The sequence below is a fragment of the Pseudomonas sp. FA117 genome (assembly GCF_057370475.1).
Map to the genome: position 1 here is coordinate 1,336,794 of NZ_CM170675.1, position 24,983 is coordinate 1,361,776.

22 protein-coding genes are annotated in these 24,983 nt (G+C 63.9%); 21 read left to right on the forward strand and 1 reads right to left on the reverse strand.

Going from position 1 to position 24,983, the window contains the following annotated elements; all coding sequences use genetic code 11:
- Positions 1-13 precede the first annotated feature (13 nt).
- The 21 genes from pyrH to ispD all read left to right on the forward strand — a co-directional run bounded on the left by pyrH (position 14) and on the right by ispD (position 24,016).
- Entirely contained in the window at positions 14-757 is a 744-nt protein-coding gene (gene pyrH / locus AC1TXO_RS06240; RefSeq protein ID WP_023381972.1) for a UMP kinase, read from the forward strand.
- Positions 754-1,311 (forward strand): ribosome recycling factor, encoded by a 558-nt coding sequence (frr, locus tag AC1TXO_RS06245; RefSeq protein ID WP_486405508.1) that lies wholly within the window; start codon positions 754-756, stop codon positions 1,309-1,311. The genes pyrH and frr overlap by 4 nt, the downstream gene beginning before the upstream one ends.
- A gap of 15 nt (positions 1,312-1,326) precedes the next feature.
- Entirely contained in the window at positions 1,327-2,082 is a 756-nt protein-coding gene (gene uppS / locus AC1TXO_RS06250; RefSeq protein WP_486405509.1) for a polyprenyl diphosphate synthase, read from the forward strand.
- Positions 2,082-2,897 carry a phosphatidate cytidylyltransferase gene (locus AC1TXO_RS06255; RefSeq protein ID WP_486405510.1) on the forward strand — a complete coding sequence of 272 codons (816 nt, stop codon included), beginning with the start codon at positions 2,082-2,084 and terminating at the stop codon, positions 2,895-2,897. The genes uppS and AC1TXO_RS06255 overlap by 1 nt, the downstream gene beginning before the upstream one ends.
- Complete coding sequence (gene ispC, locus AC1TXO_RS06260) at positions 2,894-4,084, forward strand: 1-deoxy-D-xylulose-5-phosphate reductoisomerase (protein WP_486405511.1); 1,191 nt, start codon at positions 2,894-2,896, stop codon at positions 4,082-4,084. Before AC1TXO_RS06255 ends, ispC begins: the two co-directional genes overlap by 4 nt.
- 46 nt (positions 4,085-4,130) lie before the next feature.
- Entirely contained in the window at positions 4,131-5,483 is a 1,353-nt protein-coding gene (gene rseP, locus AC1TXO_RS06265; RefSeq protein ID WP_486405512.1) for a sigma E protease regulator RseP, read from the forward strand.
- Positions 5,484-5,559: 76 nt separating this feature from the next.
- Positions 5,560-7,923 (forward strand): outer membrane protein assembly factor BamA, encoded by a 2,364-nt coding sequence (bamA, locus tag AC1TXO_RS06270; RefSeq protein ID WP_486405513.1) that lies wholly within the window; start codon positions 5,560-5,562, stop codon positions 7,921-7,923.
- A 43-nt stretch (positions 7,924-7,966) separates the two neighbouring features.
- On the forward strand, positions 7,967-8,470 hold the full coding sequence (locus AC1TXO_RS06275; protein WP_486405514.1) for an OmpH family outer membrane protein: 504 nt from the start codon (positions 7,967-7,969) through the stop codon (positions 8,468-8,470).
- A gap of 1 nt (position 8,471) precedes the next feature.
- On the forward strand, positions 8,472-9,527 hold the full coding sequence (lpxD, locus tag AC1TXO_RS06280) for a UDP-3-O-(3-hydroxymyristoyl)glucosamine N-acyltransferase (protein ID WP_486405515.1): 1,056 nt from the start codon (positions 8,472-8,474) through the stop codon (positions 9,525-9,527).
- Between the two features lie 113 nt (positions 9,528-9,640).
- Complete coding sequence (gene fabZ, locus AC1TXO_RS06285; RefSeq protein WP_486405516.1) at positions 9,641-10,081, forward strand: 3-hydroxyacyl-ACP dehydratase FabZ; 441 nt, start codon at positions 9,641-9,643, stop codon at positions 10,079-10,081.
- Positions 10,078-10,854, forward strand: coding sequence for an acyl-ACP--UDP-N-acetylglucosamine O-acyltransferase (gene lpxA / locus AC1TXO_RS06290; protein WP_486405517.1), 777 nt, complete (start codon positions 10,078-10,080; stop codon positions 10,852-10,854). The genes fabZ and lpxA overlap by 4 nt, the downstream gene beginning before the upstream one ends.
- A gap of 1 nt (position 10,855) precedes the next feature.
- Positions 10,856-11,983, forward strand: a complete 1,128-nt coding sequence (gene lpxB / locus AC1TXO_RS06295) for a lipid-A-disaccharide synthase (protein WP_486405518.1) — start codon at positions 10,856-10,858, stop codon at positions 11,981-11,983.
- A gap of 1 nt (position 11,984) precedes the next feature.
- Positions 11,985-12,608: a ribonuclease HII gene (gene rnhB, locus AC1TXO_RS06300; protein WP_486405519.1), complete on the forward strand. Its 624-nt coding sequence runs from the start codon at positions 11,985-11,987 to the stop codon at positions 12,606-12,608.
- Positions 12,609-12,697: 89 nt separating this feature from the next.
- A complete protein-coding gene (gene dnaE / locus AC1TXO_RS06305) occupies positions 12,698-16,222 on the forward strand; it encodes a DNA polymerase III subunit alpha (protein WP_486405520.1) in 3,525 nt (1,174 codons plus the stop codon).
- 105 nt (positions 16,223-16,327) lie between these two features.
- Positions 16,328-17,275 carry an acetyl-CoA carboxylase carboxyl transferase subunit alpha gene (gene accA, locus AC1TXO_RS06310; RefSeq protein ID WP_486405521.1) on the forward strand — a complete coding sequence of 316 codons (948 nt, stop codon included), beginning with the start codon at positions 16,328-16,330 and terminating at the stop codon, positions 17,273-17,275.
- 113 nt (positions 17,276-17,388) lie between these two features.
- Positions 17,389-18,684 (forward strand): tRNA lysidine(34) synthetase TilS, encoded by a 1,296-nt coding sequence (gene tilS, locus AC1TXO_RS06315; RefSeq protein WP_486405522.1) that lies wholly within the window; start codon positions 17,389-17,391, stop codon positions 18,682-18,684.
- Positions 18,685-18,953: 269 nt separating this feature from the next.
- Positions 18,954-20,582 (forward strand): CTP synthase, encoded by a 1,629-nt coding sequence (gene pyrG / locus AC1TXO_RS06320; RefSeq protein ID WP_486405523.1) that lies wholly within the window; start codon positions 18,954-18,956, stop codon positions 20,580-20,582.
- A 3-nt stretch (positions 20,583-20,585) separates the two neighbouring features.
- Positions 20,586-21,431 carry a 3-deoxy-8-phosphooctulonate synthase gene (kdsA, locus tag AC1TXO_RS06325; protein WP_486405524.1) on the forward strand — a complete coding sequence of 282 codons (846 nt, stop codon included), beginning with the start codon at positions 20,586-20,588 and terminating at the stop codon, positions 21,429-21,431.
- A 153-nt stretch (positions 21,432-21,584) separates the two neighbouring features.
- Positions 21,585-22,874, forward strand: coding sequence for a phosphopyruvate hydratase (gene eno / locus AC1TXO_RS06330; RefSeq protein ID WP_486405525.1), 1,290 nt, complete (start codon positions 21,585-21,587; stop codon positions 22,872-22,874).
- A 156-nt stretch (positions 22,875-23,030) separates the two neighbouring features.
- Positions 23,031-23,312 (forward strand): cell division protein FtsB, encoded by a 282-nt coding sequence (ftsB, locus tag AC1TXO_RS06335; RefSeq protein ID WP_054891061.1) that lies wholly within the window; start codon positions 23,031-23,033, stop codon positions 23,310-23,312.
- Entirely contained in the window at positions 23,309-24,016 is a 708-nt protein-coding gene (gene ispD / locus AC1TXO_RS06340; RefSeq protein ID WP_486405526.1) for a 2-C-methyl-D-erythritol 4-phosphate cytidylyltransferase, read from the forward strand. The genes ftsB and ispD overlap by 4 nt, the downstream gene beginning before the upstream one ends.
- Positions 24,017-24,049: 33 nt before the next feature.
- Here the strand turns inward: ispD and AC1TXO_RS06345 are convergent, their stop codons facing one another.
- On the reverse strand, positions 24,050-24,946 hold the full coding sequence (locus AC1TXO_RS06345; protein ID WP_486405527.1) for a LysR substrate-binding domain-containing protein: 897 nt from the start codon (positions 24,944-24,946) through the stop codon (positions 24,050-24,052).
- Positions 24,947-24,983 lie beyond the last annotated feature (37 nt).

A 24,983-nucleotide genomic window follows, 5' to 3' on the forward strand; every position in this document is an offset into this window, starting at 1 on the left:
GGAGAGACTCGCAATGGCTCAGCAGGTGAGTGGTCGCCAACCTCGCTATAAACGCATTTTGCTCAAACTTAGCGGCGAGGCCCTGATGGGCTCCGAAGACTTCGGGATCGACCCGAAGGTGCTGGACCGCATGGCCCTGGAAGTCGGCCAGCTGGTCGGTATCGGCGTCCAGGTCGGCCTGGTGATCGGTGGTGGCAACCTGTTCCGCGGAGCCGCGCTCAGCGCAGCCGGCATGGACCGCGTCACCGGCGATCACATGGGCATGCTGGCCACCGTGATGAACGCACTGGCCATGCGCGATGCGCTGGAGCGCTCGAACATCCCGGCCCTGGTCATGTCCGCCATCTCCATGGTTGGCGTCACCGATCATTACGATCGTCGCAAAGCTATTCGCCACCTCAACTCCGGGGATGTGGTAATTTTCTCCGCCGGTACCGGCAACCCGTTCTTCACCACCGACTCCGCAGCCTGCCTGCGCGCCATCGAGATCGATGCCGACGTGGTGCTGAAGGCGACCAAGGTGGATGGCGTGTACACTGCCGATCCATTCAAGGATCCACACGCCGAGAAGTTCGACCACCTCACCTACGACGAGGTGCTGGATCGCAAGCTCGGTGTCATGGACCTGACCGCAATCTGCCTGTGCCGCGACCACAAGATGCCATTGCGGGTATTCAACATGAACAAGCCTGGCGCCCTGCTGAACATCGTGGTGGGTGGCGCTGAAGGTACTTTGATCGAGGAAGGCGAAGCATGATCAACGACATCAAGAAAGACGCGCAGGAGCGCATGGGCAAGTCCATCGAGGCCCTGGGCCGTCACCTGGCTGCAATCCGCACCGGTCGCGCGCACCCAAGCATCCTGGACAGCGTCAAGGTCTCTGCCTGGGGCAGCGACATGCCGCTGAACCAGGTGGCCGCGATCACCGTCGAGGACGCCCGCACCCTGAAGATCGTCGCCCACGACAAGAACCTCAGCGCCGCCATCGAGAAGGCCATCCTGACCTCCGACCTGGGCCTGAACCCGTCGAGCGCCGGTACCACCATTCGTGTGCCGATGCCTGCCCTGACCGAGGAAACCCGCAAGGGCTACACCAAGCAGGCCAGCGGCGTTGCCGAAGACGCCAAGGTCGCCGTGCGCAACGTGCGCCGTGACGCCCTGGCCGACTTGAAGAAGCTGACCAAGGACAAGGAAATCAGCGAAGACGAAGAGCGTCGTGCAGCTGACGAGATCCAGAAGCTGACCGACAAGTTCGTAGCCGAAGCCGACGCTGCGTACAAAGCCAAGGAAAAGGACCTGATGGCCGTCTGAGGCCAGGACTTTTTCATGGAAAAGACCAAGCCAGCGGCACCGAGCTCGGTGCCGCGTCACGTGGCCATCATCATGGATGGCAACAACCGCTGGGCGAAGAAACGCCTGCTGCCTGGCGTGGCCGGGCACAAGGCAGGTGTCGACGCCGTACGCGCGGTGATCGAGGTCTGCGCCGAAGCCAAGGTCGAGGTGCTCACGCTTTTCGCCTTCTCCAGCGAAAACTGGCAGCGTCCGGCCGATGAGGTGGGTGCGCTGATGGAGCTGTTCTTCTCGGCCTTGCGCCGCGAGGCCAAGCGCCTGAACGACAACAACATCGCCCTGCGCATCATCGGTGACCGTTCGCGGTTTCACCCGGAGCTGCAGGCGGCGATGCGCGAAGCCGAGGCGCTGACCGCCGGCAACGACCGCTTCATCCTGCAGATCGCCGCCAATTATGGTGGCCAGTGGGACATCGCCCAGGCTGCCCAGCGCCTGGCGCGTGAAGTCCAGGCCGGGCACCTGCGCCCGGACGACATCACCCCGGGCCTGCTGCAGACCTGCCTCTCCACGGGCGAGTTGCCGCTGCCCGACTTGTGCATCCGTACCGGTGGCGAGCACCGCATCAGCAATTTCCTGCTGTGGCAGCTGGCCTATGCCGAGCTGTATTTCTCCGACCTGTACTGGCCGGACTTCAAACACGAGGCCATGCGTAACGCACTGGCCGATTTCGCCTCGCGCCAGCGCCGCTTCGGTAAGACCAGCGAGCAGGTCGAGGCTGGAGCCCGTGCTTAATGCTTAAACAACGCATCATTACCGCGCTGATCCTGCTGCCGGTCGCGCTGGGCGGCTTCTTCCTGCTCAATGGCGCCGATTTCGCGCTGTTCATCGGTTTCGTCGTGACCCTGGGTGCCTGGGAATGGGCGCGTCTGGCCGGGCTGGTGGCCCAGTCGATGCGCATCGCCTACGCCGCAGTGGTCGCCGGAGCGCTGATGCTGCTGTACATCCTGCCCGAACTGGCACCCTGGGTGCTGGGCGCGGCGGTGATCTGGTGGGGGCTGGCGACCTGGCTGGTGCTCACTTATCCGCGTAGCAGCGAGCTGTGGAACAGTGCCGCCTGTCGCCTGCTGATCGGCCTGCTGGTGTTGTTGCCGGCCTGGCAAGGCTTGCTGCTGCTCAAGCACTGGCCGCTCGGCAACGGGCTGATCCTTGCAGTGATGGTGCTGGTCTGGGCCGCCGATATCGGCGCCTACTTCTCCGGGCGTGCCTTCGGCAAGCGCAAGCTGGCGCCGCAGGTCAGCCCCGGCAAGAGCTGGGAAGGCGTGTACGGCGGCATGGCTGTCAGCCTGCTGATCACCCTGGTGGTGGGCCTGGTGCGCGACTGGGGGCTGGGGCAGTTGCTGCTCGGCCTGGTCGGTGCAGTGATCGTGGTCATGTCGTCGGTGATCGGTGACCTGACCGAAAGCATGTTCAAGCGTCGCGAGGGCATCAAGGACAGCAGTAACCTGCTGCCTGGCCACGGCGGCGTGCTTGACCGCATCGACAGCCTGACGGCGGCCATTCCGATGTTCGCCGTGCTGCTGTGGGCCGCCGAGTGGGGTGTGATGTGAGTGGCGTGCAGCGGATTACCGTGCTCGGGGCGACCGGTTCGATCGGCCTGAGCACGCTGGACGTGATTGCCCGTCACCCCGAGCGCTACCAGGTGTTCGCCCTGAGCGGCTACTCGCGCCTGGATGAATTGCTGGCGCTCTGCCTGCGGCATCGCCCGGCCTATGCCGTGGTTCCGGATGCCGACTCGGCCACGCGCCTGCGTGATGGCCTGGCGGCTGCGGGCTGCTCTACCGAAGTGCTCGAAGGTGAGGCGGGGCTGTGCCAGGTCGCCTCCGCGGGCGAGGTGGATGCAGTGATGGCCGCCATCGTCGGCGCTGCCGGTCTTCGCCCGACCCTGGCTGCGGTGCAGGCGGGCAAGAAGGTGCTGCTGGCCAACAAGGAAGCGCTGGTGATGTCCGGCGCGCTGTTCATGGAGGCGGTGCGCAACAGCGGCGCGGTGCTGCTGCCGATCGACAGCGAGCACAACGCGATCTTCCAGTGCCTGCCGGGCGACTATGCCCGTGGCCTGGGCCAGGTCGGGGTGCGACGCATCCTGCTGACCGCCTCGGGCGGGCCGTTCCGCGAAACCTCCGCGGCGGCGCTGATGGAGGTGACGCCGGAACAGGCCTGTGCCCACCCCAACTGGTCGATGGGGCGCAAGATCTCCGTCGATTCGGCGAGCATGATGAACAAGGGCCTCGAGCTGATCGAAGCCTGCTGGCTGTTCGATGCCGTGCCGTCGAAGGTCGAAGTGGTGGTGCACCCGCAAAGCGTGATTCATTCGCTGGTCGATTATGTCGATGGGTCGGTGCTGGCGCAGTTGGGCAACCCCGACATGCGCACGCCGATCGCCAATGCCCTGGCCTGGCCCGAGCGGATCGATTCGGGGGTGGCGCCGCTGGACCTGTTCGCGGTCGCCCGTCTGGATTTCCAGGCGCCCGACGAGCAGCGGTTCCCTTGCCTGCGCCTGGCACGCGAAGCTGCGGAGGCGGGCAACAGTGCCCCGGCAGTGCTCAACGCCGCCAACGAAGTGGCGGTCGAGGCATTTCTCCAGCGGCGTATCCGCTTCCCGGAAATCGCGGGTATGATCGAGCAGGTGCTCGAGCAGGAGCCGGTAGTGCCGTTGCCTTCGCTGGATGCGGTATTCGCCGCCGACCAGCGGGCCCGGGAGCTGTCCCGGGAATGGTTGAGCCGCCACGGCCGTTGACCCCCTGTCGGCCCCAGGCCCGGCTGAACATCATTCGGAGATGAACATGACTGCGCTCTACATGATTATCGGCACCCTGGTGGCCCTGGGTGTACTGGTCACCTTCCACGAGTTCGGCCACTTCTGGGTGGCGCGCAAGTGCGGCGTCAAGGTCCTGCGCTTCTCGGTGGGCTTCGGCACGCCGCTGGTGCGCTGGCACGACCGCCACGGCACCGAGTTCGTCGTAGCCGCCATTCCGCTGGGCGGCTACGTGAAGATGCTCGACGAGCGCGAGGGCGACGTACCGCCGGCGCTGGTGGATCAATCCTTCAACCGCAAGTCGGTGGGGCAGCGTATCGCCATTGTCGCCGCTGGCCCTGTCGCCAACTTCCTGCTTGCCATCCTGTTCTTCTGGGTCGTCGCCATGCTCGGCAGCCAGCAGGTGCGCCCAGTGATCGGCGCCGTCGAGTCGGGCAGCCTGGCAGCGTCGGCCGGCCTGGCGGCCGGTCAGGAAATTGTTTCCATTGATGGCAAGCCGACCAGCGGCTGGTCGGCGGTCAACCTGCAGCTGGTGCGTCGCCTGGGCGAGAGCGGCAATCTGCGGGTGGGGGTGCGCGATGAGGGCGGCACGCTGGAGCGCCAGCATGAAATCCGCCTGGACCAGTGGCTCAAAGGGGCCGACGAGCCCGATCCGATCCAGTCCCTGGGGCTGCGCCCGTGGCGCCCGGCCGTGACGCCGGTGCTGGCCGAGATCGATCCGAAAGGCCCGGCCGCCGCTGCCGGGCTCAAGGCCGGTGACAAGCTGCTGTCCCTCGACGGCATCGCCCTGGGCGACTGGCAGCAGGTGGTCGACACCGTGCGCGCCCGGCCCGAGGCCAAGGTGCAGTTGCGTATCGAACGTGACGGCGCGCAGGTCGAGCTGCCGGTGACACTGGGCCGCAAAGGTGAGGGCCAGGCCTCCGGAGGCTACCTGGGCGCCGGAGTCAAGGCGACCGAATGGCCGGCGAACATGCTCCGCGAGGTCAGCTACGGCCCGCTGGAAGCGGTCGGCGAGGGGCTCTCCCGCACCTGGAACATGAGTGTCCTGACCCTTGAATCGCTGAAGAAAATGCTGTTCGGGGAGCTCTCGGTAAAAAACTTGAGCGGACCGATAACCATTGCTAAAGTGGCGGGCGCTTCAGCCCAGTCGGGCGTTGGGGATTTCCTGAATTTCCTGGCCTACCTGAGCATAAGCCTGGGGGTTCTGAACCTGCTGCCCATCCCGGTACTGGATGGGGGGCATTTGCTGTTTTACCTGATCGAGTGGGCGCGCGGTCGTCCGCTCTCGGATCGGGTGCAAGGTTGGGGGGTCCAGATCGGTATCAGTTTGGTCATAGGGGTGATGTTGCTCGCCCTGATCAACGATCTGGGTCGACTTTAACGCTTCGCTCTATTGCGAACCTGCCGCCGCGTTGCGGTGGCGGGTTGTTTATTGCCAGTTGGAATAAAAGGACTTCATGAAACGTCTGCTGCTAACTGCGGTCCTCTCCGCACTGATGATCGCTGAAGTTCACGCCGAGTCCTTCACCATCTCCGATATTCGTGTCAACGGCCTGCAGCGGGTTTCCGCCGGCAGCGTGTTCGGCGCGTTGCCGTTGAACGTGGGCGACCAGGTCGATGACCGTCGCCTGGTGGATTCGACCCGCTCGCTGTTCAAGACCGGTTTCTTCCAGGACATCCAGCTGGATCGCGACGGCAATGTCCTGATCATCAACGTGGTCGAGCGTCCGTCGGTCTCGAGCATCGAGATCGAGGGCAACAAGGCGATCAGTACCGAAGACCTGATGAAGGGCCTCAAGCAGTCCGGCCTGGCCGAGGGCGAGATCTTCCAGCGCGCCACGCTCGAAGGCGTGCGCAACGAGCTGCAGCGCCAGTACGTGGCCCAGGGCCGCTACTCGGCCGAGGTCGACGCCGAAGTCGTGCCGCAGCCGCGCAACCGTGTCGGCCTGAAGATCAAGATCAACGAAGGCACCGTCGCCGCCATCCAGCACATCAACGTGGTGGGCAACACCGTGTTCAGCGACGAAGACCTTTCGCAACTCTTCGAGCTGAAGACCACCAACTGGCTGTCGTTCTTCAAGAACGACGACAAGTACGCCCGTGAAAAACTCTCCGGTGACCTGGAGCGCCTGCGTTCCTACTACCTGGACCGCGGCTACATCAACATGGACATCGCCTCCACCCAGGTGTCGATCACGCCGGACAAGAAGCACGTCTACATCACCGTCAACGTCAACGAAGGCGAGAAGTACACCGTTCGTGACGTGAAGCTGTCCGGCGACCTCAAGGTGCCGGAAGACCAGGTCAAGTCGCTGCTGCTGGTACAACCGGGCCAGGTGTTCTCGCGCAAGGTGATGACCACCACTTCCGACCTGATCACCCGTCGCCTGGGTAACGAAGGCTACACCTTCGCCAACGTCAACGGCGTACCGCAGCCGAACGACCAGGATCACACCGTCGACATCATGTTCGTCGTCGATCCGGGCAAGCGTGCCTACGTCAACCGCATCAACTACCGCGGCAACACCAAGACCGAAGACGAAGTGCTGCGTCGCGAGATGCGCCAGATGGAAGGCGGTTGGGCTTCCACCTACCTGATCGACCAGTCCAAGACCCGTCTGGAGCGCCTGGGCTTCTTCAAGGAAGTCAACGTCGAAACGCCGCCGGTACCGGGTACCGACGACCAGGTCGACGTCAACTACGCGGTCGAGGAGCAGGCGTCCGGCTCGATCACCGCCAGCGTCGGCTTCGCCCAGAGCGCGGGCCTGATCCTCGGTGGCTCGATCAGCCAGAGCAACTTCCTCGGTAGCGGCAACAAGGTATCCATCGGCCTGACCCGAAGCGAATACCAGACCCGCTACAACTTCGGCTTCGTCGACCCCTACTTCACTGCCGATGGCGTGAGCCTGGGCTACAACGCCTTCTACCGCAGCACCAACTACGACGACCTCGACGTCGACGTGGCGAGCTATGCGGTAGACAGCCTCGGCGCCGGCGTCAGCCTCGGCTACCCGATCAGCGAGACTTCGCGCCTGACCTACGGCCTGACCGTACAGCAGGACAAGATCAAGACCGGCCGCTACACCGTCGACGAGATCTTCGATTTCCTTGACAAGGAAGGCGACAACTTCCTGAACTTCAAGGCGTCGATCGGCTGGTCCGAGTCGACCCTGAACAAGGGTGTGCTGGCAACCCGTGGTCACTCGCAAAGCCTGACCCTGGAAACCACCGTGCCGGGCAGCGACCTGTCGTTCTACAAGCTCGATTACCGTGGCCAGCTGTTCAAGCCACTGAGCAACGACTACACCCTGCGCCTGCATACCGAGTTGGGCTATGGTGATGGCTTCGGCGGTACTTCGGGCCTGCCGTTCTACGAGAACTACTACGCGGGTGGTTTCAACTCCGTTCGTGGCTTCAAGGACAGCAGCCTGGGCCCACGCAGTACTCCAAGCCGCGGTGAAGGTAACCTGGGTGGCAAGCCGGGCACCATTCGTGACCCGGACCAGGACCCGCTGCCGTTCGGTGGTAACGTCCTCGTGCAGGGTGGCGTCGAGCTGTTGTTCCCGCTGCCGTTCGTCAAGGACCAGCGCTCGCTGCGCACCTCGGTCTTCTGGGACGTGGGTAACGTGTTCGACACCAATTGCGGCAGCAAGCCCGATTGCGCGAAGGTCGGTTTCTCCGACATGGCCAGCTCCGTCGGTCTGGGTGTGACCTGGATCACCGCGCTGGGCCCGCTGAGCTTCAGCCTCGCGATGCCGATCAAGAAGCCGGACGACGCCGACACCCAGGTGTTCCAATTCTCTCTGGGCCAGACTTTCTGAGTCGGCCCTCGCATAACGACAACGGTTTATCCAGGAGTGCATCGTGCGTAAGTTGACTCAACTGGCCGTAGTGGCCGCGGCGCTGGTCGCCACCCCGGCTTTCGCCGAAATGAAGATTGCCGTTCTGAACTACCAGATGGCGCTGCTCGAATCCGACGCCGCGAAGAAGTACGCCGTCGACGCCGAAAAGAAATTCGGTCCGCAGCTCACTCAGCTCAAGACCCTCGAAAGCAGCGCCAAGGGCATCCAGGATCGCCTGATCAAGGGCGGCGACAAGATGCAGCAGCAGGAGCGTGAGCGCCTGGAGCTCGAGTTCAAGCAAAAGGCCCGTGACTTCCAGTTCCAGTCCAAGGAACTGAACGAAGCCAAGGCCGTTGCTGACCGCGACATGCTCAAGCAGCTCAAGCCCAAGCTCGATGGTGCCGTCGAGGAAGTGATCAAGAAGGGCGGTTTCGACCTGGTCCTCGAGCGTGGTGCGGTAATCGATGTCAAGCCTCAGTACGACATCACCCGCCAGGTCATCGAGCGCATGAATCAAGCGCGTTGATATGACCGTGACCATGACCCTCGGCCAGCTGGCCGAGACCCTCGGGGCCACGCTCAGTGGCCCGGAGTCGCTTGAAATCACCGGGCTGGCTACCTTGCAGGAAGCCGGCCCGGGGCAGTTGAGCTTCCTGGCCAATCGCCAGTACCGCAAGTTCCTGGACGAAAGCCAGGCGTCGGCGGTGCTGCTCAAGGCCGAGGACGCAGAAGGCTTCACCGGCAACGCACTGATCGTTCCTGATCCTTACCTGGCCTACGCGCGCATTTCCCACCTGTTCGATCCAAAGCCCAAGGCTGTAGCGGGAATCCATCCCAGCGCCGTGGTGGCTGATGACGCCCAGGTGGATGCCAGTGCCAGTATCGGGCCATTTGCGGTCGTCGAAAGTGGCGCACGCATCGATGCCAACGTGACCGTCGGTGCGCACTGCTTCGTCGGTGCCCGCTGCGTCATCGGTGAGGGCGGCTGGCTTGCGCCACGCGTGACGCTGTACCACGACGTGACGATCGGCAAGCGTGTGGTAATCCAGTCTGGCGCAGTGATTGGCGGCGAAGGCTTCGGTTTCGCCAACGAGAAGGGTATCTGGCAGAAGATCGCCCAGATCGGCGGCGTGACGCTGGGTGACGACGTGGAAATCGGCGTCAATACCGCCGTGGACCGTGGCGCCCTGTCCGATACCTGTATCGGCAATGGCGTGAAGCTCGACAACCAGATCCAGATTGCCCACAACGTTCAGGTCGGTGACCACACCGCCATGGCGGCCTGTGTCGGTATCTCCGGCAGCACGCGAATCGGCAAGCATTGCATGATCGCGGGCGGCGTCGGGATGGTCGGTCACATCGACGTCTGCGACAACGTATTCGTTTCCGGCATGACCATGGTTACCCGCTCGATTACCGAGCCGGGCGGCTATTCTTCCGGTACTGCCATGCAGCCGTTGGCCGAGTGGCGCAAGAGCGCAGCGCGTATCCGCCAGCTCGACGAGATGTCCAAGCGTCTGCAGCAACTGGAAAAACGTGTCGATACCGTGACCTCAGGTGGCCAGCCGGCATCAGAAGGCTGATACCATTTCCTGAGCAAGAGTGAACAGTCGCTAGCTGGCTCCTCTTTGGACTGCAAAAGGAGCGTGTGGTCAGCACCTGCGCTCCCTATTCTTATTACAGGCTTCCCCCCGAAATGATGGACATCAACGAGATTCGCGAATACCTGCCTCACCGTTACCCGTTCCTGCTGGTCGACCGGGTCACGGAGCTGGACTTCGAGGCCCAGAGCATTCGTGCCTACAAGAATGTCAGCATCAACGAGCCATTCTTCAATGGCCATTTCCCGGCGCATCCGATCATGCCGGGCGTGCTGATCATCGAGGCGATGGCCCAGGCGGCCGGGATTCTCGGCTTCAAGATGCTCGATGCGAAGCCTGCCGATGGCACCCTGTACTACTTCGTAGGTTCCGACAAACTGCGCTTCCGCCAGCCGGTGCTGCCGGGCGATCAACTCGTGCTTGAAGCCAGGTTCCTCAGCCGCAAGAGTATGATCTGGAAGTTCGAGTGCCGTGCCCTGGTCGACGGCAAGCCGGTCTGCTCGGCCGAGATCACCTGCGCGGAACGCTCCCTATGAGTTCGATTGATCCACGGGCGATCATCGACCCTTCGGCCAGGTTGGCCGAGGGCGTCGAGGTTGGCCCATGGTCGATCGTAGGCCCCGATGTCGAAATCGGGGAGGGCACCGTCATCGGTCCGCACGTGGTGCTCAAGGGGCCGACCCGGATCGGCAGGCACAATCGCATCTACCAGTTCAGCTCGATCGGCGAAGACACCCCTGACCTGAAGTACAAGGGTGAGCCGACGCGCCTGGTGATCGGCGATCACAACGTGATCCGCGAAGGTGTCACCATTCATCGCGGCACCATCCAGGACCGCTCGGAAACCACGCTTGGCGATCACAACCTGATCATGGCCTATGCCCATATCGGCCATGACAGCGTGATCGGCAACCATTGCATCCTGGTCAACAACACCGCGCTGGCCGGACATGTGCATGTGGGGGACTGGGCGATCCTGTCCGGCTATACCTTGGTGCATCAGTACTGCCATATCGGTGCCCACGCGTTTTCCGGCATGGGTACTGCCATCGGCAAGGACGTGCCGGCGTTCGTCACGGTGTTCGGCAGCCCGGCCGAAGCGCGCAGCATGAACTTCGAAGGCATGCGCCGTCGCGGTTTCAGCGATGAAGTCATTCACGACCTGCGCCGCGCCTACAAGATCGTCTACCGCCAGGGATTGACCGTCGAAGAAGCGATCAACGAGCTGGGCGAGCTGGCCGGACAGCATCCGGAAGTCGAGCTGTTCCGCAAGTCGATCATCGACTCCGCCCGCGGCATCACCCGCTGACATGGCGTCGCTTTGCGTGGCGCTGGTCGCAGGTGAGGCCAGCGGCGATATTCTCGGCTCCGGCCTGATGCGTGCGCTCAAGGCGCGGCACCCCGATATCCGCTTCATCGGTGTCGGTGGCCCGCTGATGGAGGCCGAGGGCATGCAGTCGTACTTCCCCATGGAGCGGCTTGCGGTCATGGGGCTGGTCGAGGTGCTGGGGCGCCTGCGTGAGCTGCTCAAGCGCCGCAAGGACCTGATCCAGACGTTGATCGGCGAAAAGCCAGATGTGTTCATCGGCATCGACGCCCCGGACTTCACCCTCAACATCGAATTGAAGCTGCGTCAGGCCGGGATCAAGACCGTGCATTACGTCAGCCCGTCGGTCTGGGCCTGGCGGCAGAAGCGGGTGTTGAAGATCCGCGAAGGCTGCGACCTGATGCTGACGCTGTTGCCCTTCGAGGCGAAGTTCTACGAAGAGAAGGGCGTGCCGGTGCGTTTCGTCGGGCACCCGCTGGCCGATACCATCCCGCTGGAAGCTGATCGCAGTGCTGCACGCGCCGCGTTGGGGCTGCCTGACGGTCCTCTGGTGGCCTTGATGCCCGGTAGCCGTGGTGGCGAAGTGGGACGGCTCGGCGAGCTGTTCCTCGATACCGCCAAGCGCCTGCAGGCGCTGGTGCCGGGGGTGCGCTTCGTGTCGCCTTGCGCCAATGCGGCGCGGCGCGCCCAGCTCGAGCAGATGCTGCAGGGGCGCGATCTGCCGCTGACCTTGCTCGACGGCCAGTCGCACCAGGCGCTTGCAGCCTGCGACGCGGTACTCATCGCCTCCGGCACTGCCACGCTGGAAGCCTTGCTGTACAAGCGTCCGATGGTGGTTGCCTATCGCCTGGCGCCGCTGACCTTCTGGATCCTCAAGCGCATGGTCAAAAGCCCCTACGTGTCGCTGCCGAACCTGCTGGCCCAGCGCCTGCTGGTTCCGGAGTTGCTGCAGGACGACGCAACACCCGAAGCACTGGCGGGCACGCTGGCTCCCTTGCTGGCAGGTGGCGACGAGCAGACCCGCAACTTCGACCAGATTCACCGCACCTTGCGCCGCGACGCCTCCAACCAGGCCGCCGAGGCGGTACTGGCCTTGCTGAAGGATCGATGACATGCAGATGGGACTGGATTTCACCCTGGTTGAGGAGCTGGTCGCCGGTGTCGACGAAGTGGGGCGTGGCCCGCTGTGCGGTGATGTGGTCACCGCGGCAGTGATCCTTGATCCGCAACGGCCGATCCTTGGCCTGAACGACTCGAAGAAGCTCACCGAGGCGCGTCGCGAGGCGTTGTTCGACGAGATCTGCGAAAAGGCGCTGGCCTTTTGCATCGCCCGCGCTTCGGTCGAGGAGATCGACCGCCTGAACATCCTCCAGGCGACGATGCTGGCGATGCAGCGTGCGGTGGAAGGCTTGAGCGTCCTGCCGAAGCTGGCCCTGATCGACGGCAACCGCTGTCCGAAACTGTCGGTGCCGGCGGCGCCGGTGGTCAAGGGTGATTCCCAGGTGCCGGCCATTGCCGCCGCATCGATCCTGGCGAAAGTGACCCGTGACCGGGAAATGAGCGCGTTCGAGCTGATCTACCCGGGCTACGGTATCGGCGGGCACAAGGGCTATCCGACGCCGGTCCACCTCGAAGCCCTGGTGCGCCTGGGGCCGACGCCCATCCACCGGCGCTCCTTCGCCCCGGTGCGGGCGGCCTGGGACGCCCGTGAAGGGCTTGCCAGCACCTTGATCTGATCTCCTGGGGCCGCTATGCGGCCCCAAACCTTCCGGCTAATTACGCTACAATCCCGCCCTTGTCGTTCAGCGCTGCTACAGGATCTTCCATGTCGGTTTCCTTCGTTCACCTTCGCGTGCATTCCGAATTCTCCCTGGTCGATGGCCTGGTGCGGATCAAGCCGCTGGCCAAGGCATTGGCGGGGATGAACATGCCGGCGGTGGCGATCACCGACCAGAGCAACATGTGCTCGCTGGTGAAGTTCTACAAAACCGCCATGGGCGCAGGCATCAAGCCGATCTGCGGCGCCGACCTGTGGCTGGCCGGTGCCGACCCGGAGGCACCGCTGTCGCGCATCTGCTTCCTGGCCATGAATCCCCAGGGTTATCGCAATCTCACCGAGCTGATCTCCAAGGGCTGGACCGACGGCCAGCGCAACGGCCTGGTGATCATCCAGCGCGACTGGATCGCGCCCGCCAGCGAGGGCCTGATCGGCCTGTCGGCGGCGCGCGAGGGCGATATCGGCATGGCGCTGCTTTCCGGGCGCAGCGAGGAGGCCGAGGCCCTGCTGCGCGACTGGATGCAGATGCTGCCGGAGCGCTTCTACGTCGAGGTGCAGCGCACCAATCGCGCGGGTGACGAAGACTACCTGCACGCCGCCGTGGCCCTGGCCGACAAGCTCGGCGCGCCGCTGGTCGCGACCAACGACGTGCGCTTCATCAAGCAGTCCGATTTCGACGCCCACGAGACCCGCGTCTGCATCGGCGAGGGCTGGACCCTTGACGACCCGCGGCGTCCACGCGGCTACAGCGACCAGCAGTATCTCAAGTCGCCCGAGGAGATGGCCGAGCTGTTCAGCGACCTGCCGGATGCGATCGCGAACACCGTCGAGATCGCCAAGCGCTGCAACATCACCGTGCAGCTGGGCAAGTACTTCCTTCCCGATTTCCCGACGCCCAACGGCATGGGCATCGACGATTACCTGCGCCACGTCTCCCACGAGGGCCTGGAAGAACGTCTGGCCGTGCTCTGGCCGAAAGAGACCACGCCCGATTACGAAGAGAAGCGCCAGGTCTACCTGGACCGCCTGAAGTTCGAGCTGGATATCATCATCCAGATGGGCTTCCCCGGTTACTTCCTGATCGTCATGGACTTCATCAAGTGGGCCAAGAACAACGACGTGCCGGTGGGGCCGGGTCGGGGTTCGGGTGCCGGTTCGCTGGTGGCCTACGTGTTGAAGATCACCGACCTCGACCCGCTGGCCTACGACCTGCTGTTCGAGCGCTTCCTCAACCCTGAACGTGTTTCCATGCCCGACTTCGACGTCGACTTCTGCATGGATGGCCGCGACCGGGTGATCGACTACGTGGCCGAGGCCTACGGGCGCAACGCGGTCAGCCAGATCATCACCTTCGGCACCATGGCTGCCAAGGCGGTGGTGCGCGACGTGGCGCGGGTGCAGGGCAAGTCCTACGGCCTGGCCGACCGCCTGTCGAAGATGATCCCGTTCGAAGTGGGCATGACCCTGGAGAAGGCCTACGAGCAGGAGGAGATCCTGCGCGACTTCCTCAAGGGCGACGAAGACGCTCGCGAGATCTGGGACATGGCGCTCAAGCTCGAGGGGGTCACGCGTGGTACCGGCAAGCACGCCGGTGGCGTGGTGATCGCGCCCACCAAGCTCACCGATTTCTCGCCGATCGCCTGTGACGAAGAGGGCGGCGGCCTGGTGACCCAGTTCGACAAGGACGACGTCGAGGCGGCGGGCCTGGTGAAGTTCGACTTCCTCGGCCTGCGCACCCTGACGATCATCAAGTGGGCGATGGAGATCATCAACCGCGAGCAGAAAAAGAAAGACCTGCCCGACGTCAACATCGACTTCATCCCGCTGGACGACCGCAAGACCTACGAGCTGCTGCAGAAGGCCGAGACCACGGCGGTGTTCCAGCTCGAATCGCGCGGCATGAAGGAGCTGATCAAGAAGCTCAAGCCCGACTGCCTGGAAGACCTCATCGCACTGGTGGCGTTGTTCCGCCCCGGTCCGCTGCAATCGGGCATGGTGGATGACTTCATCAACCGCAAGCACGGCCGCGCAGAGCTGGCCTACCCGCACTCGGACTACCAGTACGAAGGCCTCAAGCCGGTGCTGGCGCCCACCTACGGCATCATCCTGTACCAGGAACAGGTGATGCAGATCGCCCAGGTGATGGCCGGCTACACCCTCGGCGGCGCCGACATGCTGCGCCGGGCCATGGGCAAGAAGAAGCCCGAGGAGATGGCCAAGCAGCGCGGCGGTTTCATCGAAGGCTGCGTGGCCAACAATATCGATGCGGATCTTGCAGGTAACATCTTCGACCTGGTAGAGAAGTTCGCCGGTTACGGCTTCAACAAATCCCACTCCGCCGCCTACGGCCTGGTGTCGTACCAGACCGCCTGGCTCAAGACCCACCATCCGGCGCCGTTCATGGCCGCAGTGCTGTCGGCGGACATGCACAACACCGACAAGGTGGTGGTGCTGGTCGAGGAAGTCCGCAGCATGAAGCTGCGCCTGGATGCGCCGGACGTGAACTTCTCCGACTTCAAGTTCACCGTCAACAACGATGGCCGCATCGTCTACGGCCTTGGCGCGATCAAGGGCGTGGGCGAGGGCCCGGTGGAGGCGATCGTCGAGGCACGTGCCGAAGGTGGTCCGTTCAAGGACCTGTTCGACTTCTGCGATCGCGTCGACCTCAAGCGCATCAACAAGCGCACCCTCGACGCGCTGATCCGCAGCGGTGCGCTGGACCGGCTCGGTCCGCACTTCCACGACGAGATCAAGGCCTACCAGGCCAACATCGACCGCAACCGTGCAGTGCTGCTGTCGGCGCTCGAGGAGGCGATCAAGTCCGCCGAGCAGACCGCGCGCACCGCCGACAGCGGCCACATCGACCTGTTCGGTGGCCTGTTCGTCGAGGAAGACTCCGACGTCTACGCCAACCACCACAAGGTCCGCGAGCTGACGCTCAAGGAGCGCCTGAAGGGCGAGAAGGATACCCTCGGGCTGTACCTCACCGGCCACCCGATCGACGAGTACGAAACCGAAATTCGCCGGTTCGCCCGCCAGCGCATCGTCGACCTCAAGCCGGCGCGCGATACCCAGACCATCGCCGGGATGATCATTGCCCTGCGGGTGATGAAGAACAAGAAGGGTGACAAGATGGGCTTCGTCACCCTTGACGACCGCTCCGGTCGCATCGAGGCCTCGCTGTTCGCCGATGCCTTCATGGCGGCCCAGGCGTTGCTGCAGACCGATGCGATGGTGGTGGTCGAGGGAGAAGTCAGCAACGACGACTTCTCCGGCGGCCTGCGCCTGCGTGTGAAGCAGGTGATGACCATGGAGGATGCCCGCACCAAGCTGGCCGAGAGCCTGCGCCTGAAGATCGCCCATGATGCGCTCAAGGGCGATCGCCTGGCCTGGCTGGGCGAGCTGATCACCCGTCATCGCGGCGGCTGCCCGATCACCCTCGAGTACACCGGCAGCGACGCCAAGGCCATGCTGCAGTTCGGCGACGAGTGGTCCATCGACCCCGCCGATGGCCTGATTCAGGCGCTGCGTGACCAGTTCGGACGTGAGAACGTCTTCCTGCAATACCGTTGAAACGACGAATTTTAATCTCGACCTGAATGCGCCAGATCCCGTAAGGTATGGCGCCAAACGGATCAACCGGCCGGCCGCCTGGCCGTAGACCCAAGACGGATGCCTATGAACCCGAATTTTCTCGATTTCGAACAGCCGATTGCCGACCTGCAAGCCAAGATCGAAGAGCTGCGCCTGGTCGGTAACGACAACTCGCTGAACATCAGCGATGAAATTGCCCGTCTGCAAGACAAGAGCAGCACCCTGACCGAAAGCATCTTCGGCAACCTGACCAGCTGGCAGATCGCCCGCCTGGCACGTCACCCGCGTCGTCCGTACACCCTGGACTACATCGATCACATCTTCACCGAGTTCGAAGAGCTGCACGGCGACCGTCACTTCTCCGACGACGCCGCGATCGTGGGCGGTACTGCGCGTCTGGACGGCAAGCCGGTGATGGTCATCGGTCACCAGAAGGGCCGCGAAGTGCGCGAGAAGGTGCGCCGCAACTTCGGCATGCCGCGTCCTGAAGGCTACCGCAAGGCCTGCCGCCTGATGGAAATGGCCGAGCGCTTCAAGATGCCGATCCTGACCTTCATCGACACCCCGGGCGCCTACCCAGGCATCGACGCCGAAGAGCGCAACCAGAGCGAAGCCATCGCCTGGAACCTGCGGGTCATGGCGCGCCTGAAAACCCCGATCATCGCCACCGTTATCGGTGAGGGCGGTTCGGGCGGTGCACTGGCCATTGGCGTGTGCGACCAGCTGAACATGCTGCAGTACTCCACCTATTCGGTGATCTCGCCGGAAGGCTGCGCCTCGATCCTGTGGAAGACCGCCGACAAGGCGCCGGATGCGGCCGAAGCCATGGGCATCACTGCCGAGCGCCTGAAGAGCCTGAACATCGTCGACAAGGTCATTGGCGAGCCACTGGGCGGCGCCCATCGTGACCCGGTCAAGATGGCCGCCGGCATCCGTGCCGACCTGCTCGAGCAGTTGGACATGCTCGGCAAGCTCGACAACGACACCCTGCTCAAGCGTCGCTACGACCGCCTGATGAGCTACGGTCTCTGATCGGCGGGGGCGCCTGGCGCCCCATTCGCGGGCAAGCCCGCTCCCACGAAAGTCGTCATGCGTCTTCTGTGGGAGCGGGCTTGCCCCGCGATACGACGCTCAGTGAGGCAACCATGCCCGACCTCACCCAATCCCTGTCCCCCTGGCTCAAAGCCCGCGCCTGGCATGTCGCCTTCTCCGGCGGCCTCGATTCCACCGTCCTGCTACACCTGCTCGCCGACCATGTGCGCCATCATGACGCACCGCCGCTGTGTGCCGTGCATATCCATCACGGTCTGCAAGCGGCCGCCGACGCCTGGCCCGCACATTGCCAGCAGGTGTGTGATGCGCTGGGTGTAGAACTGCACGTGATCCGCGTCCAGGTCGATCCTGCCGCCAGCCTCGAGCAAGCCGCCCGCGAGGCCCGCTATCGGGCGTTCACTGCGCTTCTGGGCCCTGGCGAAGTGCTGTTCACCGGTCAGCATCGCGAAGACCAGGCAGAGACCCTGCTGTTTCGCCTGTTGCGCGGCGCCGGTCTGCGCGGCCTGGCAGCGATGCCCGCCTCGCGTTCGCTGGGGCAGGGGCGGCTGGTCAGGCCGTTGCTCGAGCAGTCGCGGGACCAGTTGCAGGCGTATGCCCAGGCATCGGGGCTGAAGTGGATCGAGGACCCGTCCAACACCGACACCCGCTTCGCCCGCAATTTCCTGCGCGCCGAAGTGCTCCCGCTGCTGCGCCAGCGCTGGCCGCAAGCGAGCCAGAACCTGGCGCGCAGTGCAGCCCACCTGGGCGAGGCACTGGCACTTCTGGACGAGCTCGCCGCCACCGACATCGCGGCTGCAAGCCCTGGAGCGCAAGCGCCCTGGCAATGCCTGGACTCACTGGACATGGGGATACTGGCGGCGCTTTCGCCGGCGCGCCAGCGTAACGCCCTGCAGTACTGGCTCAGTAGCAGGACACGTCTGCCCGACAGCCGCCATTGGGCCGGCTGGGAAAACCTGCGCGATGCGGCCGCCGATGCCCAGCCGCTCTGGCGTTTGACCGATGGCCAGTTGCAGCGCAGCCAGGGGCGGCTCTGGTGGTTGAGCGGCGATTGGCTGCAGGCGCCGCAGGGTGGAGCACCTTGGCCAGACCCAAGCCAGCCCCTCGCGCTGCCTGGCAATGGCCGCGTGCGGCTGGCGGGTGGCCTTCCCGGGCCTGGCCTGCATATCGCCTATCGCCAGGGCGGCGAAGTGCTCGACATTCCAGCGCGCGGCCACCGTGACCTCAAGCGCCTGCTCAACGAGCACCGCGTGCCGCACTTCGTGCGCCAGCGCCTGCCGCTGCTGTGGCAGGGCGAGCGCCTGCTGGCGGTGGCCAACCTGGCGGAACCGGGGCAGGGCGATTGGCAGTTGCACTGGCAGCCACCGACCAACGTGCAAGGTTTGAGCTGAAGGGTACATTCAGGTAGACTACCCTCCCTTCTTGATACAGCTTCTGTGGGTTCCGCGAAAACACAGGAGTTGCCGATTACCAAGCAGTTTTTTGCTGGGCTGATTCTTAAAATGACGAGCGAGCTCCACACTGGGGATACCCCCGGTCTGTACAGACGCGGCAGTTGTTCGAGATGCACTGTGATTGACGCAGGTGATCGGGGGCTTCGGCCTTCCTTCGCTTTCTCCGGCGGCGCTGACCGCCTTAACGCAGACTTCTAGGGTTTTTCATGACGCGCTACATATTCGTCACGGGCGGTGTTGTTTCTTCATTGGGGAAAGGCATTGCCTCGGCTTCCCTGGCGGCCATCCTGGAAGCGCGGGGGCTCAAGGTCACCATGCTCAAGCTGGACCCGTACATCAACGTCGACCCGGGCACCATGAGCCCGTTCCAGCACGGTGAAGTGTTCGTCACCCACGACGGCGCCGAGACCGACCTCGACCTGGGCCACTACGAGCGGTTCATCCGCACCACGATGACCCAGAACAACAACTTCACCACCGGCCGCATCTACGAGCACGTGCTGCGCAAGGAGCGTCGTGGTGACTACCTGGGCGCGACCATCCAGGTCATTCCGCACATCACCGACGAGATCAAGCGTCGCATCATCAAGGGCGCCGGCGATGCCGACGTGGCCCTGGTGGAAATCGGCGGCACCGTCGGCGACATCGAGTCGCAGCCGTTCCTCGAAGCCATCCGCCAGCTGCGCGTCGAAGTCGGCTCCAAGCGCGCCATGCTGATGCACCTGACGCTGGTGCCGTACATCGCCACCGCCGGCGAGACCAAGACCAAGCCCACTCAGCACTCGGTCAAGGAGCTGCGCTCCATCGGCCTGCAGCCTGACGTGCTGATCTGCCGCTCCGATCACCCGGTCGATGCCTCGTCGCGTCGCAAGATCGCGTTGTTCACCAACGTCGAGGAGCGTGCGGTCATCTCGCTGGAAGACGTCGACACCATCTACAAGATCCCGGGCGTGCTGCACGCGCAGGGCCTGGACGACTTCGTCGTCGAGCGCTTCGGCCTGCAGTGCAATGGCGCCGACCTGTCCGAGTGGGACAAGGTCGTCGATGCCAAGCTCAACCCCGAGCAGGAAGTCACCATCGCCATGGTCGGCAAGTACATGGAGCTGCTCGATGCGTACAAGTCGCTGATCGAGGCGATGAGCCACGCCGGCATCACCAACCGCACCAAGGTCAACCTGCGCTACATCGATTCCGAAGACATCGAGAACCAGGGCACCGGCCTGCTCGAGGGCGCCGACGCCATCCTGGTGCCGGGCGGCTTCGGTCTGCGCGGCGTGGAAGGCAAGATCAAGGCGGTGCAGTTCGCCCGTGAGAACAAGGTTCCGTACCTGGGCATCTGCCTGGGCATGCAGGTGGCCGTCATCGAGTTCGCCCGTAACGTGGTGGGCTGGAAAGACGCCAACTCCACCGAGTTCGATCGCAATGGCGCGCATCCGGTGGTCGGCCTGATCACCGAGTGGGCCGATGCCACCGGTGCCGTCGAGACCCGCACCGAAGCATCCGACCTGGGCGGCACCATGCGCCTGGGCGCGCAGGACTGCCAGCTGGTTGCCGGCTCCAAGGTCCACGACTGCTACGGCAGCGACGTGATCACCGAGCGTCACCGTCACCGCTACGAAGTGAACAACAACCTGCTGCCGCAACTGATCGACGCCGGTCTGGTGGTTTCGGGTCGTTCCGAAGACGGCGCGCTGGTCGAAGTGGTCGAGTCGAAGGATCACCCATGGTTCGTCGCCTGCCAGTTCCACCCCGAGTTCACCTCGACCCCGCGTGACGGCCACCCGCTGTTCAGTGGCTTCGTCAAGGCAGCCCTGGCACAGAAGAACAAGGCCTGATCCATGACCCAGAAGATCATTCGCGTCGGTAACATCGAGATCGCCAACGACAAGCCGTTCGTCCTGTTCGGCGGCATGAACGTCCTGGAGTCCCGTGACCTGGCCCTGAAGGTCTGCGAAGAGTACGTGCGGGTGACCGAGAAGCTCGGCATCCCGTACGTGTTCAAGGCCAGCTTCGACAAGGCCAACCGTTCGTCGGTGGCCTCGTACCGAGGGCCTGGCATGGAGGAGGGGCTGAAGATCTTCGAGGAGATCAAGCGCACCTTCAACGTGCCGGTGATCACCGATGTGCACGAGCCCTACCAGTGCGAACCGGTGGCCAAGGTCTGCGACATCATCCAGCTGCCAGCGTTTCTCTCGCGCCAGACCGACCTGGTGGTGGCCATGGCCAAGACCGGTGCGGTGATCAACATCAAGAAGGCGCAGTTCCTCGCGCCGCACGAGATGAAGCACATCCTCGCCAAGTGCGTCGAGGCCGGCAACGACCAGCTCATCCTCTGCGAGCGCGGTTCGAGCTTCGGCTACAACAACCTGGTGGTCGACATGCTCGGCTTCGGCATCATGAAGCAGTTCGAGTACCCGGTGTTCTTCGACGTCACCCACTCGCTGCAGACGCCGGGTGGTCGTGCCGACTCCGCCGGTGGCCGTCGTGCCCAGGTCACCGACCTGGCCAAGGCCGGCATGAGCCAGGGCCTGGCCGGCCTGTTCCTCGAAGCCCACCCGGACCCGGACAACGCCAAGTGCGACGGTCCGTGCGCCCTGCGCCTGGACAAGCTCGAGCCGTTCCTGTCGCAACTCAAGCAACTGGACGACCTGGTGAAAAGTTTTCCGACGGTAGAAACCGCGTAAAGCTCGTTTCTCGGGTAAAGTACCGCCCGTTCCACCCCTGACCTGTCGGTCAGGGGCTCCCTTCGCCAGGCCTGCCCGTGCCATGTCGCCTGGTGAACGGCAAGAATTCCCAAAAGCTGCGTTGTTTTCGTCAATTCTGGAGTGCTTACAACAATGGCAAAGATCGTCGACATCAAGGGTCGTGAAGTTCTCGACTCGCGTGGCAACCCCACCGTGGAAGCCGATGTGCTGCTCGACAACGGCATCATTGGCAGCGCCTGCGCGCCGTCTGGTGCTTCCACCGGCTCGCGCGAAGCGCTGGAGCTGCGTGATGGCGACAAGAGCCGCTACCTGGGCAAGGGCGTGCTGAAGGCCGTCGCCAACATCAACGGTCCGATCCGTGACCTGCTGCTGGGCAAGGATCCTTCCGAGCAGAAAGCACTCGACCGCGCCATGATCGAACTGGACGGCACCGAGAACAAGGCCAAGCTGGGCGCCAACGCCATCCTCGCCGTGTCGCTGGCTGCTGCCAAGGCTGCTGCCCAGGACCAGGACCTGCCGCTGTACGCGCACATCGCCAACCTCAACGGCACTCCGGGCCAGTACTCCATGCCGGTGCCGATGATGAACATCATCAACGGCGGCGAGCACGCCGACAATAACGTCGACATCCAGGAGTTCATGGTCCAGCCGGTTGGTGCCAAGACCTTCTCCGACGGCCTGCGCATGGGCACCGAGATCTTCCACCACCTCAAGGCTGTCCTGAAGGCCCGTGGCCTGAACACTGCCGTCGGTGACGAAGGTGGCTTCGCCCCGAACCTGGCATCCAACGAAGACGCCCTGGCGGCTATCGCCGAAGCTGTCGAGAAGGCTGGCTACAAGCTGGGCACCGACGTGACCCTGGCCCTTGACTGCGCCGCTTCCGAGTTCTACGAAGACGGCAAGTACAACCTGTCCGGTGAAGGCAAGTCGTTCGACGCCGAAGGTTTCGCCGACTACCTGAAAGGCCTGACCGAGCGCTTCCCGATCATCTCGATCGAAGACGGCCTGGACGAGTCCGACTGGGCGGGCTGGAAGATCCTGACCGACAAGATCGGCGCCAAGGTGCAACTGGTCGGTGACGACCTGTTCGTGACCAACACCAAGATCCTCAAGGAAGGCATCGAGAAGGGCATCGGCAACTCGATCCTGATCAAGTTCAACCAGATCGGCTCGCTGACCGAAACCCTGGAAGCCATCCAGATGGCCAAGGCTGCCGGCTACACCGCGGTGATCTCGCACCGTTCCGGTGAAACCGAAGACTCGACCATCGCCGACCTGGCCGTCGGTACTGCCGCAGGCCAGATCAAGACCGGCTCGCTGTGCCGTTCCGACCGCGTCTCGAAGTACAACCAGCTGCTGCGTATCGAAGAGCAACTGGGTGCCAAGGCCGTCTACCGTGGCCGTACCGAGTTTCGCGGCTGAGCAAGAGATGGTAAAAAGGCAGCAGCCGGGGCTGTCTGAACGTTCTTACTGAGCGTTCGGCGCCTTCAAACGGGTTTCTGTCGACGAAGCCTGGCCTCGGCCAGGCTTCGTGCTATCGGAAGCTCGCTGCGGCGGCCTTTTACCCTGGATACCTTCATGCGCAGTCCCTATTGGTTGTTCCTCGTCCTGTTGTTGCTGCTTGGAGGCCTGCAGTACCGCCTCTGGGTCGGTAATGGCAGCCTCGCGCAAGTGGCCGAGCTGCAACAGCAGATCGCCGACCAGCACGCCGAAAACGAACGGCTGCTGGAACGCAATCGCGTGCTCGACGCAGAGGTGCTGGAGTTGAAGAAAGGTATGGAGACCGTGGAAGAACGGGCTCGTCATGAACTGGGGATGGTCAAGGAGGGCGAAACCCTCTACCAGCTGCCACAGAAATGATCCAGCAACTGCCGGCCTTCTGGGCCGTGATTCCTGCCGCGGGCGTTGGTGCCCGCATGGCTGCCGACCGCCCCAAGCAGTACCTGCAATTGGGCGGACAGACCATTCTCGAGCATAGCCTCGACTGTTTTCTGGGCCACCCCGCCCTCAAGGGCGTGGTGCTCAGCATTGCCGAAGACGATCCGTACTGGCCGACGCTGCGTTGCGCCAGCGATGCGCGCATCCTGCGTGCTGCCGGTGGCCGCGAGCGTGCCGATTCGGTATTGAACGCCTTGCTGTTGCTGCACGCCCAGGGCGCGGCGGACGATGACTGGGTGCTGGTGCACGATGCTGCCCGGCCCAATCTTGCCCGCAGTGATCTGGACAAGCTGCTGTCGGAACTGGCCGACGATCCGGTGGGCGGGCTGCTGGCGGTGCCGGCGCGCGATACGCTCAAGCGTGCCGACGCCCAGGGCCGGGTCAGTGCCACGGTGGATCGCAGCACCGTGTGGCAGGCCTATACCCCGCAGATGTTCCGTCTGGGCATGCTGCACCGCGCCTTGGCCGAGTGCCTTGTGTCGGATGTGGCAGTGACCGACGAATCCTCCGCCATCGAATGGGCCGGGCACGCCCCGCGCCTGATCGAAGGCCGCAGCGACAACATCAAGGTGACCCGACCGGAAGACCTGGAGTGGTTGCGCCAGCGCTGGGCCGGGCGGCGTTGAGGTGTCGGTCGGGAGCAAGGCCGCTGCTTGCGCTCAAGCCTGACGATACTCAGGCAACTGCGCCAATCCTTCCTTGAGAGCGTCCACCAGCCTGCGCACCTTCGGCGACAAGTGCCGCTGCTGCGGGTACAGCGCCCACACTGCCGTATTCGGAGGCTGGTGTGCTTCCAGCAGCGACACCAGGGCGCCACTGTGCAAGTGCTCGAGCACGTAGTAGTCCGGTAACTGACACAGCCCGATGCCCTGCAGTGCGGCATCCAACACCGCCTGGCCACTGTTGCAGCGCCAGTTGCCTTGCACTCGTTGGCTGATCTCGCGGCCCTCCTGCTGCAGCACCCACAGGTCCGAGCTGCCCACCAGGCAGTTGTGTCGCGCCAGTTCCGACAGGCTGTGCGGCCGACCGTAGCGCTCCAGGTAGGCGGGCGACGCACACAGGTACATGCGCCTCGGTGCCAGGCGCGTCGCCACCAGGCGGGAGTCCTGCAGGCGGCCCAGGCGAATGGCCAGGTCCATGCCCTCGTGCAGCAGATCCAGGGTGCGGTTGCTCAGTTCCACTTCGACCCGCAGTTGCGGATAGCGGGCCATGAAGCGCGTCACCAGCGGCACGATGAAGCGCTCGCCATAGGCCACCGCGCAGGTCATGCGCAGCAGGCCCTTGGGTTCGCTGGCCAGGTCGCCCATCGCGCGCAGCGCTTCCTCGCGGCCGTCCTGCAGACGCTGGCAGTGCTGCAGGAAGGTCTGCCCGGCCTCGCTCAGGGTCACCCGCCGGGTGCTGCGGTACAGCAGGCGGGTCTGCAGGCGTTCTTCCAGGCGCGCGATCTGCCGGCTCACATGCGACGAGGAAACCCCCAGCCGCTCGGCCGCGGCGGTGAACTGACCCGACTCGGCAACGGCGACGAACTCGTCGATGCCTTCCCAGAGGTTGCTCATTGATTATCCCTGCATGGCAATAATGTTTTGCTATTGC

Excerpts from the sequence above, each read along its gene's own strand:
- uppS (WP_486405509.1), top strand. The coding sequence starts at position 1,327 with ATGGAAAAGACCAAGCCAGCGGCACCGAGCTCGGTGCCGCGTCACGTG.
- rseP (WP_486405512.1), top strand. The coding sequence starts at position 4,131 with ATGACTGCGCTCTACATGATTATCGGCACCCTGGTGGCCCTGGGTGTA.
- lpxB (WP_486405518.1), top strand. The coding sequence starts at position 10,856 with ATGGCGTCGCTTTGCGTGGCGCTGGTCGCAGGTGAGGCCAGCGGCGAT.
- dnaE (WP_486405520.1), top strand. The coding sequence starts at position 12,698 with ATGTCGGTTTCCTTCGTTCACCTTCGCGTGCATTCCGAATTCTCCCTG.
- AC1TXO_RS06345 (WP_486405527.1), bottom strand. The coding sequence starts at position 24,946 with ATGAGCAACCTCTGGGAAGGCATCGACGAGTTCGTCGCCGTTGCCGAG.
- fabZ (WP_486405516.1), top strand. The coding sequence starts at position 9,641 with ATGATGGACATCAACGAGATTCGCGAATACCTGCCTCACCGTTACCCG.
- ftsB (WP_054891061.1), top strand. The coding sequence starts at position 23,031 with ATGCGCAGTCCCTATTGGTTGTTCCTCGTCCTGTTGTTGCTGCTTGGA.
- pyrG (WP_486405523.1), top strand. The coding sequence starts at position 18,954 with ATGACGCGCTACATATTCGTCACGGGCGGTGTTGTTTCTTCATTGGGG.
- lpxA (WP_486405517.1), top strand. The coding sequence starts at position 10,078 with ATGAGTTCGATTGATCCACGGGCGATCATCGACCCTTCGGCCAGGTTG.
- kdsA (WP_486405524.1), top strand. The coding sequence starts at position 20,586 with ATGACCCAGAAGATCATTCGCGTCGGTAACATCGAGATCGCCAACGAC.
- rnhB (WP_486405519.1), top strand. The coding sequence starts at position 11,985 with ATGCAGATGGGACTGGATTTCACCCTGGTTGAGGAGCTGGTCGCCGGT.
- accA (WP_486405521.1), top strand. The coding sequence starts at position 16,328 with ATGAACCCGAATTTTCTCGATTTCGAACAGCCGATTGCCGACCTGCAA.
- ispD (WP_486405526.1), top strand. The coding sequence starts at position 23,309 with ATGATCCAGCAACTGCCGGCCTTCTGGGCCGTGATTCCTGCCGCGGGC.
- tilS (WP_486405522.1), top strand. The coding sequence starts at position 17,389 with ATGCCCGACCTCACCCAATCCCTGTCCCCCTGGCTCAAAGCCCGCGCC.
- eno (WP_486405525.1), top strand. The coding sequence starts at position 21,585 with ATGGCAAAGATCGTCGACATCAAGGGTCGTGAAGTTCTCGACTCGCGT.
- bamA (WP_486405513.1), top strand. The coding sequence starts at position 5,560 with ATGAAACGTCTGCTGCTAACTGCGGTCCTCTCCGCACTGATGATCGCT.
- lpxD (WP_486405515.1), top strand. The coding sequence starts at position 8,472 with ATGACCGTGACCATGACCCTCGGCCAGCTGGCCGAGACCCTCGGGGCC.
- frr (WP_486405508.1), top strand. The coding sequence starts at position 754 with ATGATCAACGACATCAAGAAAGACGCGCAGGAGCGCATGGGCAAGTCC.
- AC1TXO_RS06255 (WP_486405510.1), top strand. The coding sequence starts at position 2,082 with ATGCTTAAACAACGCATCATTACCGCGCTGATCCTGCTGCCGGTCGCG.
- pyrH (WP_023381972.1), top strand. The coding sequence starts at position 14 with ATGGCTCAGCAGGTGAGTGGTCGCCAACCTCGCTATAAACGCATTTTG.